The organism is Enterococcus aquimarinus (genome assembly GCF_001885765.1).
Taxonomy (GTDB): Bacteria; Bacillota; Bacilli; order Lactobacillales; family Enterococcaceae; genus Enterococcus_I; species Enterococcus_I aquimarinus.
On the sequence record NZ_JXKD01000009.1, the window covers coordinates 40,355 to 54,213 of the forward strand.

Consider the following 13,859-nt stretch of genomic DNA (forward strand, 5'->3'; position numbering starts at 1 on the left):
AAAGGTCAACCAACCGCCGATTTAGGCTCTTGGTTCACCTTTTTTGTTTTATTTCTGTGGATTTTTTTGAGCCAATTGTAATAACTCCGTAGCATGTTCCATCGTTAAGGCAGTGATTTCAGAACCTGCAAGCATTCGAGCTATTTCATGGACGCGCATCTGATCATCTAGCTGGGTAATACTTGTTTGAGTACGACCATCTTGAACTTCTTTACTAATAAAATATTGATAGTCCGCTTGAGCCGCAACTTGTGGCAAATGCGTAATACACAAGACTTGTGAGTGGCGCGCAATTTTTGCTATTTTTTCAGCGATAGCCTGTGCGACCCGACCGCTCACTCCTGTATCCACTTCATCAAACACAATACTCGTCATTTCTTTCTCACGAGAAAAGATTGCTTTTAAGGCTAATAAAATACGCGACAATTCGCCGCCTGAAGCAACTTTAACAAGTGGCTTTAAGTCTTCTCCCAAATTGGTACTTAAATAAAAGGCCACTTGATCCATGCCCGTTTCATTTAACATTTCGGAATCTGTTTTAAAGCGAATTTCAAACCGAGTATTTTCCATGTAGAGCTCCGTTACTTCTTGCATAATTGCTTTTTCAAGTTGGCGCGCAATTTTTTGTCGTTCTTGATGCAACGTTTGTGCGTATTCAAAGACAATCGCTTGTTTTTCTTGCAATCGTTTGGTGTATTCTTCTAATTGATTCTCAAATCCCGTCATCGCCTCTAATTCTTCAGAGATTTCAGCGTAATACGTTAAAATTGCTGGAATAGACTCGCCATATTTTCTTTTCAATTGACGAATCGTTTCTAAGCGTAACATTACCTCATCCAGTCGCGCCTCATCTAATTCTAAATAATCTAATTGCCGCGAGGTTTCACTCGCAACATCTTGTAATAAGTAATAGGCACTTTGAAGATTCTCGCTAATTTTAAGATAAGACTCATCTAATCCTTCGATTTCTTGGATTTCGCTTAATGCAAGTCCCACACCATCAGTCAGGCTATGCGTATCAGCAGATAAAATTTCGTGCGTCTTCCCTAATGCATCAACGATTTTTTGAAAATTCACCAATTTCGCTCGCTCTTCCAATAATAACTCTTCTTCTCCGGGCTCCAGTTCAGCTTGCTCGATTTCTTCTTGTTGGAAACGAAGCATATCGATTCGTTGAACATAGGATTGCTCATTTTGTTTAATTTCCCGGGCTTTTTTTAGAAGTTTTTGATAGTCACTGTAGTGTTCTTGATAGACCTTTAGTTGCTGTTTGAAAGCTTTTGAACCAAAATGATCCATTAAAGAGAGATGTTTTTCAGGTTGCAATAATTCTTGATGCTCATTTTGACCTTGAATATCAACCAAGTACGTCCCTACCCGTCGTAATTGGACGAGCGGGATCGCACGACCGTTCAAACGACAAATATTTTTACCTGAGCGCGACATGTCTCTTTGCACAATCAGAAAACTTTCGGACTGATCGATGCCTAATTCTTCCATCAATGCGAAAAATTCTGGTTGTGTTGGCCATTCAAACACACCTTCTAGTAAACACTTCTCTTCACCATGACGAATATAATCACTGGAACTGCGCCCACCTGCAAGTAAGCCCATCGCATCGATAATAATTGATTTCCCTGCACCGGTTTCCCCTGTAAGAGCCGTCATTCCTTGATGAAAATCGATGTGTAAGAAAGGGATAATCGCAAAATTTTTAATCGTTAATTCTAATAACATTGGATTCGCTCCTAACGTTGATATTTCCGAAAGTTTTCGGCTAATTCGACCGCTTTTTCTTCCGTCCAAGTAATCATTAAGACTTTATCATCATCATTGAGACTACTAAAGAGCTCTTTTTGATAATATTTATCGACCAAGTTTCCTACTGCCGAAGCATTGCCGGGTAACGTCCGTAAGATGACGAATTTCTCCATTTGATCGACCGAAACAAGCGCCGTTTGAAGTAGCTTATTTAATTTTTCAATCACATCTTCTTGCGATTCATTCGGTAAGCTATAACGGTATCCGCCGTTGACTGAAGGAACTTTAATCAGTTTTAGTTCTTTAATATCTCTTGAAATCGTCGCTTGCGTCACTTCGATCCCTTGTAATTTTAAATAATCCACAAATTCTTCTTGTTTTTGAATTTCATGCTCTGTTAAAAAACGAGTCAATAAACGCTGGCGTTCTTTCTTTTTCATGGAATAATCCTCCTCGTTAAAGTCTTATCTATCATAGCTTATTTTTTGAAAGAATAAAAGTCGTTCATACGAGAAGCTCGCATAAAAAAAGAGAAATATGCCGCTTTTTTTATTTTTGATTCGATTTATTCTCCCGCCTTTAGTGCGGATACGCTCGGATATCGGCGTTTCAAAAAAACATTCATCAAAGTAACGATGACAAGCTTTTTTCAACCTTCAATCAATTCCACTAAAGACTAGGCGTATAGTCTCTCAAAAAGAAGATAAACCCTTTTGTTAGCACTCATCAGCAATAAAAAAAGAAGTAAAATCCTTTGACATTCGGATTTCACCTCTTACGGTTATCATTGAGCTAGATCAGTCATCATCATTTTAAAACGCAAGGATGCTATTTTTAACAACGATTTTATTAAAAAAAGGCTTTAATCCTTGTCTTCAATCGTTTTTATATAAAAAACAAGCGCCATCTCTTCCTGAATCCATACGATTTCTCCAGTTTTTTGATAGCCCATTTTCTCATAAAAATGACATAATGTTGTTTCTTGTAAAATCGTACTTAAGCGCCACTCCTTCACTTCGGGAAATGTTTGCTCCACTAGTTGCATCGCTTGTGTGCCAATCCCTTGTCCTTCGACTAATGGATCCACTCCAATCGGCCCGATTTTCGCTGTAGTTCCCGAATCATCCATGACAACTCGAAGATAACCGATTCTTTTGTCCTGCTGCTTAATAAAAAAATAGCATTCAAGCGGTCGATTAAATTTTGCAAGCAATGACGCTTGCGTTTGCTTAAACGGAGAACCTTCATCTTGGTATGTGTCATACAATGATTCAAAGGCTACCTTTTGCAAAAAATGAATTTGGGCTAATTCCGATTGCTGAACTTTTTCTAAAGAAATCATCCCGTCACCTCCTAAAATGATTTTTTTACAACAAATCGTTTAGACGACTCAGACAGCCGTAGGTTCCTAAAAAACGACGAACGATTCCTACCTTTTCCTATCTAGCGTAAAAAGGACGCATTTCCTCGAAAAAGCATCGAAAAAAGCATCCTATCACTAGAACCAATTCATCATCGGAATCCTAGCGTCTCATGAGCACGTGCGACAACTTGTTCAATCTCAATCGCTGGATTTAAATGACCGACCGTCTTACTTTTTCGAAGATGAACAATAAATTCAATATTGCCTTCTCCACCAGTAATTGGTGAAAAATATAAATTTTCGACATCGTATCGTTCTTTTAAGGCAAACTGAACAATCATGTCAATGACGGCTTGATGCGTCTTAGGATCGCGAACAATCCCATTTTTGCCGATTGCCTCTCTTTGGGCTTCAAATTGCGGCTTAATTAAAGCCATCACTTCCCCATTATCGACCAAAATTTGATGGAGCGGCGGTAACATTAATTTGAGTGAAATGAACGACACATCAATCGTCGCCATTTCAGGTAAGCCATATAAAAAATCTTCTGGTTTGCTATAGCGAAAATTTGTCCGTTCCATCACGACAACCCGTTCATCTTGACGAATTTTCCAAGCGAGTTGATTGTAACCCACGTCAAGTGCATAACTTAATTTTGCGCCATGTTGTAACGCTACGTCCGTAAAGCCGCCCGTTGAAGAACCGATATCAAGAACGATTTTGTCCTTAAAATCTAAGCCAAAAACATTCATCGCCTTCACTAACTTCAGTCCACCTCTTGAAACGTAAGGGATTTTTTTGCCTTTGATTTCTAATTGAGTCGTTGTTGGGATTTTTTCACCAGGTTTATCTAACCGTTCATGTTTTTCAGTCAATACTAAACCAGCCATCACGCTGCGTTTCGCTTGATCGACATTGTCAAATAACCCTTGTTGCACCGCTAAAACATCCACTCTTTCTTTTTTCATCATTTCACACCTTTTCCTTCGAGCGCAAACCATTGGAATACCATAGATAATAAAACGACATCACAATTTACCTGTTCAAGCATCGCTAATCTTTGTTGGGCCTGCGCCATTTCATGCGCGAAGGCTTCCTTTGCGCCATCTAAGCCGAGTAATGCCGGATAGGTATTTTTTTCAAGCGAGGCGTCTTTTTGCGTTGCTTTGCCTAATTCTTCAGTCGAACTGATGACATCTAAAATATCATCACGAATTTGAAAAGCTAGCCCAAGATGCATGGCGAAAGCTTCCAAATCTGCTAAGGTACTCGCTGATTGATTAGTTAAAATTCCTCCAGCAAGCACGGCAAAACGAATCAGTTCACCTGTTTTGCGCTGATGAATCGCGATAAGTTCTTCTAAAGAAAGTTGTTGTCCTTCGCCTAAAATATCGGCTACTTGGCCCGCAACCATACCAGAACTTCCTGCCGCTTGACTAAGCAATTGCAGCAAGGTAATTTTTTTATCAGCATCAATCGACGCTTGACTCACCAATTGAAACGCCAATGTCAGTAACCCATCTCCCGCTAAAATGGCTAAGCCTTCACCAAAGACTTTGTGATTTGTCGGCTTCCCACGGCGTAAGTCGTCATTATCCATCGCAGGCAAATCATCGTGAATCAACGAATACGTGTGAATCATTTCTAACGCAGCGGCCACTTGAATCGTCCCTTGCTCAAGCGGATTTTTAAAAGCACTCGCAGTTAGACACAACAGCAAGGGGCGTAGGCGTTTGCCGCCCGCTTCAATCGAATAGCGCATGCTTTCTTGTAACTGCTCCTCGGTGACTTGTTCTGAAATAAAGCGCACCATTTCTGTTTCAACTGCGTCAATAATTTCTTGTTGAATCGCTTCAAAGGACTTCATGACTGCTCTCCATCAAATAGGATTAATTCATCTTCTTGTGTCATCATCTGGGTTAATGTTTTTTCGGCACTCTTTAACGTTCCTTCACATTGTTTGCTTAATTCCATTCCTCGTTGGAAGATCGTCAAGGCTTCTTCTAAAGGAACATCGCCTTTTTCTAAGCGCTGAACGATTGATTCTAATTCTTGTAATGATTCTTCAAATGTTGGTTTTGTCATTCATTTTCTCCTCCTACATCGATTACTTTCATGCGCGCTGTCCCATCTTGGTAGTGGACCGTCACTTGTTCCCCCACCGCTAGTGTCTTAACAGAAGCGATTAATTTCCCGGCCTCATTAACGGTATAACTATAGCCACGTCCCATAATGTTTAAAGGACTTAGCAAATTCAACGCTTGAACTTGTTGGGCAAAATCAGTTTGTTTTTGATTCAATAGACGAACCATTTGCTGGTTTAAGCGCTGATCTAAATGCTTCACATGCATGTTTTCTTCTCGCACTTGATGCAAAGGACTCATTTGCTTCAGACGATGGTGTAATTGGTTGCTGATTTTTTCTTTTTCATATAATTGATTTTGTAACGATTGTGATAATCGTTGCGTCAGTTGATCGAGCTTTTGGGCTTGCCCTTCATAAAGTCGTTCAGGTTGTTCAAATAAATACGAGCGAATGATCCGTTGATGTTGTTGCCATTTTCCTTGTATCAGATGGAAAATGGCTTGTTGGATCCGTGCTTTTCTTTCTTGAATCCGTAAGACTTCTTCATTTAAAACCGGAACGGCTAACTCCGCTGCCGCAGTCGGTGTCGCAGCACGTACATCTGCGACTAAATCCGCTAAGGTTGTATCTGTCTCATGGCCAACCGAAGAAATCACTGGCGTATGGGCCGCAAAAATGGCTCGGACGACACGTTCTTCATTGTAAGGCCATAAGTCTTCAATCGACCCACCCCCTCGTCCAATAATCATCGTGTCAAAATCGCCCGATTCTTCCACGCGCCGAATATTACGAACGATATCATCAGCCGCTTGATTCCCTTGAACAATCGTTGGATAAAGGACAATTTGCGCAATCGGATAACGCCGTTCAATCGTCGTCATAATATCGCGAATCACGGCGCCACTTGGACTAGTTAACACCGCAATGCGTTTCGGATATTTAGGTAGCCCTTTTTTTTCACCAGTAAAAAGCCCTTCTGCCGATAATTTTTTCTTTAATTGTTCATACGCTTGGTAGAGAGCCCCGATGCCATCGGGTTCCATATGTTCGACATAAATTTGATAGCCACCGCTTGATTCAAAGAGCGATAAACGACCGACAACCAGTACTTTCATTCCTTCTTCGGGTTGAAATTGGAGTTTGCTAAAAGGTCCTTTAAACATGACGGCAGAAATCTTGGCATTCTCATCTTTTAAATTGAAATATTGGTGGCCCGGTCGTAGTCGGAAATTAGAGATTTCACCGGTTAGAAAAACCCTTTGTAAGTATGGATCGGCTTCAAATTTACGTTTTAAATACTTGGTTAGAGCAGTCACAGTCAAATACTGTTGCGCCATGTTCTCACCTAACTTTCTTTCCTATTTACCGTTTGCGTTTTGCTGCTTCTATCGTTTGTGCCATCAACATCGTGATTGTCATTGGACCCACACCTTTTGGCACTGGTGTAATATAACTTGCTAGTGGTTCGACCTCTTGATACGCGACATCGCCAATCAACTTGCCCTCTGCATCTCGATTCATGCCAACGTCAATGACTACCGCGCCTTCTTTCACAAATTCTTTGGTGACAAAATGGCCGCGACCAATCGCTACGACTAAGATATCCGCTTCGCTAGCGATTTTTGCTAAGTCTTTCGTACGAGAATGGGCGATGGTCACTGTCGCATTGGCTGCTAGTAATAAGTGTGCCATTGGTTTACCGACAATGTTACTACGACCAATAATGACCGCATTTTTCCCTTCTAAATCAATTTGATACGCCTCAAACATTTTCATAATCCCGTAAGGCGTACAAGGAATCATTTCCGGTGCACCCATAAATAATTTTCCGAGATTCATCGGGTGAAAACCATCGACATCTTTTGCAGGGTCAATGGCCAACAAGATTTTTTCAGAATCGATATGATTTGGTAACGGCAATTGCACTAAAATCCCGTGAAATGCCTCATCTTGATTATATCGCGCAATTTCAGCAAGTAATTCTTCTTCTGTAATCGATGCGTCATAACGTGAAACTTCTGAATGCAAGCCTAAACGCGTTGCCGCTAATTCTTTATTTTTTACATATGTTTGACTTGCTGGATTTTCTCCTACAAGCAAGACGACTAAACCAGGGGTAATCCCTTTTGTCTTCAGTTCTTTAACCTCTTGTTTCATATCCTCTTGCATTTTTTCTGCTAATGCTTTGCCATCAATCCGTATACCCATTGTCAGTCGCTCCCTTTAATCTTTATTCATTACCCGATTATTTTAGCATAACTTCAGTATAAATATAAAGAAGCTAGCTTATTTGCTAGCTTCTATTTCGTTATTAACATTCGAAAGGATCCCATTCACGAACTTTCTTGACTGATCGTCACTAAATACTTTCGTTAATTCTATCGCTTCGTTTAACACCACTTTATTTGGTACATTGTCAACATAAAGCATTTCAAACAACGCCAAGCGTAAGATGGTTAAATCCATTTTGGATAACCGTTTTAACGTCCATCCTGTTCGTAAATACTTTTGAATGATTTCGTCTAGTTCTGCTTTACGTTCACAGACACCTGTGACTAATAAATCAAGATAGGCTGGAACAAAATGTTCTTGTTCTTCATCAATCATATCTTCGTGTTCTAACTCAATTGCATGCACGATGGCATCGTGTTTCGTTAATTCTTGATTAAAATCTAAAGGAAATAACGCTTGAATCGCCATTTGCCTAATTTCACGTCTTGATAATTCTTTATTCATTTTCAGCCTCATCATTTTCAAATAATTCTTCTAAATCCAATTGTTCTGTTTTTTCAGGAACTAATGATACAACGTGTATATTGACTTCGTCTAATTCAATATCCGTCATAAATAGCACTTGTTGCTTCACGCGACTTTGCACTTGCATCGCAACTTTTGGTACGGACACACCATATTTTAAATTGACATATAAATCAACTTTGATTCCCTCTTCATCAATGGTTAAGTGGACACCTTTACCATAAACAGAGCGGCCAAGTAATTCCGTCACGTTATTCGTAAAGCTTGCTTGCATACGGTGAACACCGTCAACTTTTGAAGCGGCAATCCCAATAATCACCTCGATGACTTCTGGTGCAATGACAATCTCACCTAATCCATGATCCGTATCTAATACTAAGCTCGTTTCATCTACCATTTTTCATTCCTCCATTTCCTAGTTATTTCTAGTGAAGCGTAACTCGTTCATTAAGCCTTATTATACAATATGTTTGCTGATTATTATAGTCGAAACCGTTTTACAAAGGAAAAAAAGATTATAAGATAATCAATTCCTTCGGTGAATGCGTTAAAATACGATTACCAGTGGTCGTAATGAGTAAATCATCTTCAATTCGAACCCCACCAATACCTGGTAAATAGATCCCCGGCTCATTCGTAATCACATTACCCGGTACAAATAATTTTGGCGATTTAAAAGAGACGTTTGGTCCTTCATGGATTTCTAACCCAATACCATGACCTGTTGAATGGCCAAATGCCTCGCCATAACCGTGAGAAGCAATGTAATCACGCGCAACAGCATCTAGTTCCACACCAGACATGCCAGCTTTGGCAACGGCATTGACCATGAGTTGTGCTTCTAAGACAATTTGATGAATCTCTTTTAATTTCTCACCTGGATCGCCAAGCGCAAACGTTCTTGTCATATCCGAAACATAACCTTCATAGTAACAACCAAAATCTAATGTGATTAAGTCGCCTTTTTCAATCACTTTCGTACTTGCAACACCGTGTGGCATGGCAGAACGAACACCACTTGCGACGATTGTATCAAAAGAAACACTTGTTGCACCTAGCGAACGCATATAAAAATCAAGCTGATTGGCAACTTGAATTTCCGTCATTCCTGGTTTGATTTGCTCAAGAATATAGGCAAATCCTTGATCAGCAATCGCACATGCTTTTTCAATCAACGTGATTTCCGCTTCATCTTTCACTTCGCGCAAGGACTCAATCAGACCACTAATTGGTAAAAGAGAACTTTCTTCCACGACATCTTCTAATTGCGTATATTCCGCAAAACTCATGACCGTTTCTTCAAAAGCCAATACCTCGATTCCTTCTTGACGGCAAATATTCGCGACTTCTTCAAAAATCGGTCCAGTATGTTTGATAATTTCAAAGCCTAACGCTTGTTCAGCGGCTTGTTCCGTGTAACGAAAATCAGTCACAAAGAACGCTTTTGTAGGTGTAATAACTGCCACCCCAGCCGTTCCCGTAAAATTCGCTAAGTAGCGTAAGTTGTAAGGATTCGTGACTAAAAAACCATCAATCGCTTCTTTGGCCATGGCGGCTCTTAAATTATTCACACGTAACATTTCTACATTCCTTCTTTCTTATTCCATAAACTTATTATAACAAAGTTTCTTGACTTTCAAATCGAATTAGTCATTTTTTCGACCAAAAAATAACGAAATCACTGCGACAAAAATAATCGCACCTAACACGGATGAAAGAATCGGTAGTCCACCGATTGTCGGTCCGCCTAAAGAAAAGAGACGCTCACCAATCACGGACCCCACAATTCCAGCAATAATATTAAAGATACAACCTCTTCGTTCCCCTGTTACAAAACTGGCTAAGATACCTATCACAGCACCCGCTAACATTGTCCCTAAAAAATCCATCGTCATCCCCCTCGTCTTGCTATTTCTTTTTCTAGTTTATCATAAAAAGAACACGATAATCATTATTTTCTCCTAATAATATATTGTGTTTCTAAAAGAAAGTGTTGCATTAAAGACTGTGACGCAAGTTATTCTCACGAAAAAACGAGCGACCAATCGGCTAGATCGGTCGCTCGTTTTGATTATTATTTTATTTTAGGACTTCTCTTTAACTTTTTAAAAGAAAAACCTTTGATTCCCCGGCTAACGACTTGGAAAAAGCTTAAAGAATGAATCATCCGATCGGGATCAACATAATGACGAATCTCTCTCAAGACTTTTTTAGGTTTTTTTGAAGAAAAGATAAACGTGCCATTTTTCTTCGTTTGAATGCCATAACGCGGAATCCATTTTCCTTTGAAAAAGACCGAGGCGACAACGTAATCGACTTCTTCCCACGGTATTTGAATAAATTTACGTGGATCACGACCATGATAAAATTCAAAGCCTTTATCGCCAATCATGATCTTTCCATAATCCGTTAACCCTGAAAAAGAGGTAGCGTCGATGACAAAGTCTACTTTCGTATTTAATGATTCGACCATTTTATCACTCCTTCAATTGCTTCATACCTCATTATAACCGATATTTTATAAAATACCGATAAGGTGACCAAGAATTCCGACTACAAATAGACCTAAGATAATCACGATTGGTGAAACTTTTTTCTTAAGTAACCACATACAACCTAATGTTAACAATAGGCCAGCTAATCCTGGGATTAATTGATCTAAGTTGGCTTGTAAAGTCGTTTCTTGAATATTGGATAACGCTTTTCCAGAAGAAACTTCTTGGAAAGCTTGTTGCAATCCTTGAGCGTTCATCGGAATTTTATCCCATTCAACATATGCTCCTTCAGATAACGTTACTTTAGAGACAACTGGGACAAAGGAAATATTTACCCAACGTTGAACTAAGGACGCTAGTACGAACATCCCTAAGATAGATGCCCCTTTTGTAACGTCTTGTAGTAAACCACCTGATAAGTCATCTGTAATAGCAGAACCTGCACGGTAACCAAATTCTTGTGTATACCACATGAAGCCCCAACGGATAAGGTTCCAAGCGACGAAGAAAATAATTGGGCCTAAGATATTTCCACTAAGGGCAAGTGATGCTCCGAGTGCGCCTAACATTGGACGTACCGTGAACCAAAAGACAGGATCGCCGATACCAGCTAAAGGTCCCATCATTCCGACTTTTACCCCTTGAATCGCGACATCATCAACGGGTGCACCATTCGCACGTTCTTCTTCTAACGCTAAGGTTACTCCTAAAATTGGTGATGCAATATATGGGTGAGTATTAAAAAACTCTAAGTGACGTTGTAACGCCGCTGTACGATCTTCTTTTGATGAATATAATTTTTTAATCGCTGGAATCATTGAAAATGCGAAACCACCGTTTTGCATACGCTCATAGTTCCAAGATCCTTGGATAAACGTTGAACGCCAAGCAACTGCTAAACGATCTTTTTTCGTTAATTGAATTCTTTCTTCTACCATTGTTTGATTTCCTCCTTTTTTAGATTTAGTAATCGTTTAAGATGTCACCTAACGGATCACCTGAACTACTTCCGCCACCAGTGGAAGAACCACCCATTTTAGAAAGGTTTAAGTAAATTAATGCTAAAGCAACACCGATTGCGCCAATTCCGATTAAGGTAATTTCAGAAATGGCAGCGATAACGAATCCTAAAACAAAGAATGGCCAAACTTCTTTTGTCGCCATCATATTAATTACAAGTGCATACCCTACTGCTACAACCATTCCACCACCGATTGCCATACCATCTGTTAACCATGCTGGCATCATTTCGAGTGTGTTTTTAACGGTTTCAGCTGGGATAAATAGTAACGCTGCAGCTGGAATCGCAATCCGTACCCCTTGCATCGCAATTGCGGCAACTTGTAATACTTCAATCTTACGGAAATCGCCTTCAGATGCTGCTTTGTCCATCATGTGAACGATTGGCACTGCTAATGTTCTTACTAACATTGTTAAGAAAAGACCTGCAACGGCTAAAGGAATCGCAATTGCGATTGCAGAAGGAATCCCTGCTTTGCCTTGGCCACCTAAAACTAAAATAATTGCTGCTGCAACCGACGCTAATGCCGCATCTGGTGCAACCGCCGCTCCAATGTTTGCCCATCCTAGAGCAATCATTTGTAATGAACCACCTAAAATAATACCAACTTCTAAATTCCCTGTTACTAGACCGATTAAAGTACACGCTACTAATGGTTGGTGGAATTGGAATTCATCTAAAATCCCTTCCATACCTGCCAAGAAAGCGACGAATACAACTAAAATCATCTGGATTAAGTTTAAATCAGACATAATAAACCTCCTCAATTTCTTTTATTTAAGCTAATTCTTTCTTCGCTTTTTTCAATAATTCATCTAAGTTATCTTTTGAATCATTTGGTACTTTTCGAACATCAAAAGTCACACCAAGATCTTTTAGTTTCTCAAACGCGGCAACTTCTTCATGTCCCATTGATAATACTTTACTTACCACAACTTTTCCTGTGGAGTGCGCCAATGAACCCACGTTCACTTCTTTGATTTTCACGCCAGCTTCAACTACGCGTAAAACATCTTGTGGGTTTTCAAAAAGTAGTAATGCTTTTGTATCGCCAAAGCGAGGGTCTTTTGAAATTTCAATCATTTTACTAATTGGAATAACGTTCGCTTTCACCCCTGGAGGTGCCGCTTGTTCAATCAGTTTACGACGTAATTCATCTTTCGCTACCGCGTCAGACACTACAATAATCCGTGATGGATTGGTTGCTTTTGTCCAAGCTGTTGCGACTTGCCCATGAAGCAAGCGAGAATCGACACGTGCTAACACAAATTTAATTTCGCCATCACCTAAAACCGTCCCTGCTGGAATCGCTCCTTGAGGTGCTGCTGGCGCATTTGCCACCATAACTTCTTCTGGTTCTAACTCTTCTGGTTTCACTTTTACGCCTTCTTTAGCTGTTCCCAAAATGGCTTTCGCTACGTCTTGCGCTTTTTCCATTGATAATCTTGCAGCATACGCTTCAATTAACATTGGTAAATTCATACCTGAAACAATCGCCCAATTTTCTTTGTGCGCTTCAAACAAACTATTCGCTTGATTGAATGGTGTTCCTCCCCATAAATCGACTAAAAATAATACTTCTGTTTGATCGTCAAAGGAATCGATTGCTGCTTGCATCTTAGCTTTGATATCATCTGGTCCTTCACTTGGATGCAACACACACGCTGCAACGTTTGGTTGTTCTCCAAAAATCATTGCGCCTGATTGCATCAGTCCATTAGCAAACTCTCCATGACTTGCGAGGATAATTCCTACCATTACCTTACCTCCTATATTCATTTTTCCTTACTACGTTTTTTTAGTAAGTCCATTAAAAAAATTTTTCGATCTGCTGGAACTTTCCGAACTTCCAAAATCACACCACAACGATCCAAATACTGAAACGCCGCGATATCTTTTTCGTCAACAGAAACAAAGTTCGTAATCATTTTTTTACCAGCGACAAAGTGCATGCCACCTATATTCACCGAAGAAATTTTGACTCCTCCTTGAATTAAAGCAACGACATCGTGTGGATTCGTAAATAAAAGCATCATTTTTTGATCCGTAAATAATTGACTGTTATAAATCGATAATAACTTGCCCACTGTGACTACATTGGCTTTGACTCCCGGGGGTGCTGCTTCCTGCAACATAAATTTTCGAAGAGGATCTTTGGCAACGTCATCACTAACGACGATAATTCGATTCACACCGGTTTCCTTAGTCCAAGCAGTTGCTACTTGACCATGAATGAGTCGGTCATCGATTCGCGCTAATTGAATCTCCACTTTCTTCGCCTCCTATTTCCACCTTATTCGCCTCCTCGTATAGTATATAAGCAAGTTCCGTGCCAACTTTTAATCAATACACTAGTTCACAAAACCTTAAGAACTCC

General features: G+C 39.9%; 17 protein-coding genes. All 17 read right to left on the minus strand.

All coding sequences use genetic code 11. The annotated features are described in order from the left end of the window. Positions 1–48: 48 nt before the first annotated feature. Positions 49–1,737: a DNA repair protein RecN gene (gene recN, locus RU93_RS07410; protein ID WP_071874981.1), complete on the minus strand. Its 1,689-nt coding sequence runs from the start codon at positions 1,735–1,737 to the stop codon at positions 49–51. A gap of 11 nt (positions 1,738–1,748) precedes the next feature. After that, entirely contained in the window at positions 1,749–2,201 is a 453-nt protein-coding gene (locus RU93_RS07415; protein ID WP_071874982.1) for an arginine repressor, read from the minus strand. 422 nt (positions 2,202–2,623) lie between these two features. Then, on the minus strand, positions 2,624–3,103 hold the full coding sequence (locus RU93_RS07420; protein WP_084131279.1) for a GNAT family N-acetyltransferase: 480 nt from the start codon (positions 3,101–3,103) through the stop codon (positions 2,624–2,626). Between the two features lie 170 nt (positions 3,104–3,273). Continuing rightward, positions 3,274–4,092 (minus strand): TlyA family RNA methyltransferase, encoded by an 819-nt coding sequence (locus tag RU93_RS07425; protein ID WP_071875037.1) that lies wholly within the window; start codon positions 4,090–4,092, stop codon positions 3,274–3,276. After that, complete coding sequence (locus tag RU93_RS07430; RefSeq protein WP_071874983.1) at positions 4,092–4,991, minus strand: polyprenyl synthetase family protein; 900 nt, start codon at positions 4,989–4,991, stop codon at positions 4,092–4,094. The genes RU93_RS07425 and RU93_RS07430 overlap by 1 nt, the downstream gene beginning before the upstream one ends. Beyond that, positions 4,988–5,209 carry an exodeoxyribonuclease VII small subunit gene (locus RU93_RS07435; RefSeq protein WP_071874984.1) on the minus strand — a complete coding sequence of 74 codons (222 nt, stop codon included), beginning with the start codon at positions 5,207–5,209 and terminating at the stop codon, positions 4,988–4,990. Before RU93_RS07435 ends, RU93_RS07430 begins: the two co-directional genes overlap by 4 nt. Then, complete coding sequence (xseA, locus tag RU93_RS07440) at positions 5,206–6,546, minus strand: exodeoxyribonuclease VII large subunit (RefSeq protein WP_071874985.1); 1,341 nt, start codon at positions 6,544–6,546, stop codon at positions 5,206–5,208. The genes RU93_RS07435 and xseA overlap by 4 nt, the downstream gene beginning before the upstream one ends. Before the next feature lie 25 nt (positions 6,547–6,571). After that, complete coding sequence (locus tag RU93_RS07445; RefSeq protein ID WP_071874986.1) at positions 6,572–7,417, minus strand: bifunctional methylenetetrahydrofolate dehydrogenase/methenyltetrahydrofolate cyclohydrolase; 846 nt, start codon at positions 7,415–7,417, stop codon at positions 6,572–6,574. A gap of 78 nt (positions 7,418–7,495) precedes the next feature. Next, on the minus strand, positions 7,496–7,945 hold the full coding sequence (gene nusB / locus RU93_RS07450; RefSeq protein ID WP_071874987.1) for a transcription antitermination factor NusB: 450 nt from the start codon (positions 7,943–7,945) through the stop codon (positions 7,496–7,498). Then, a complete protein-coding gene (locus tag RU93_RS07455) occupies positions 7,938–8,363 on the minus strand; it encodes an Asp23/Gls24 family envelope stress response protein (protein WP_071874988.1) in 426 nt (141 codons plus the stop codon). Before RU93_RS07455 ends, nusB begins: the two co-directional genes overlap by 8 nt. A 118-nt stretch (positions 8,364–8,481) precedes the next feature. Continuing rightward, on the minus strand, positions 8,482–9,546 hold the full coding sequence (locus RU93_RS07460) for a M24 family metallopeptidase (RefSeq protein ID WP_071874989.1): 1,065 nt from the start codon (positions 9,544–9,546) through the stop codon (positions 8,482–8,484). A gap of 66 nt (positions 9,547–9,612) precedes the next feature. Then, a complete protein-coding gene (locus RU93_RS07465; protein WP_071874990.1) occupies positions 9,613–9,855 on the minus strand; it encodes a GlsB/YeaQ/YmgE family stress response membrane protein in 243 nt (80 codons plus the stop codon). A 185-nt stretch (positions 9,856–10,040) separates the two neighbouring features. Continuing rightward, positions 10,041–10,439, minus strand: coding sequence for a DUF956 family protein (locus RU93_RS07470; RefSeq protein ID WP_071874991.1), 399 nt, complete (start codon positions 10,437–10,439; stop codon positions 10,041–10,043). 45 nt (positions 10,440–10,484) lie between these two features. Then, complete coding sequence (locus tag RU93_RS07475) at positions 10,485–11,399, minus strand: PTS system mannose/fructose/sorbose family transporter subunit IID (RefSeq protein WP_071874992.1); 915 nt, start codon at positions 11,397–11,399, stop codon at positions 10,485–10,487. 25 nt (positions 11,400–11,424) lie between these two features. Next, positions 11,425–12,234, minus strand: coding sequence for a PTS mannose/fructose/sorbose transporter subunit IIC (locus RU93_RS07480; protein WP_071874993.1), 810 nt, complete (start codon positions 12,232–12,234; stop codon positions 11,425–11,427). A gap of 25 nt (positions 12,235–12,259) precedes the next feature. Next, a complete protein-coding gene (locus RU93_RS07485; protein WP_071874994.1) occupies positions 12,260–13,240 on the minus strand; it encodes a mannose/fructose/sorbose PTS transporter subunit IIA in 981 nt (326 codons plus the stop codon). Positions 13,241–13,257: 17 nt separating this feature from the next. Beyond that, positions 13,258–13,752, minus strand: a complete 495-nt coding sequence (locus RU93_RS07490; protein WP_071874995.1) for a mannose/fructose/sorbose PTS transporter subunit IIB — start codon at positions 13,750–13,752, stop codon at positions 13,258–13,260. Between the last annotated feature and the right edge of the window lie 107 nt (positions 13,753–13,859).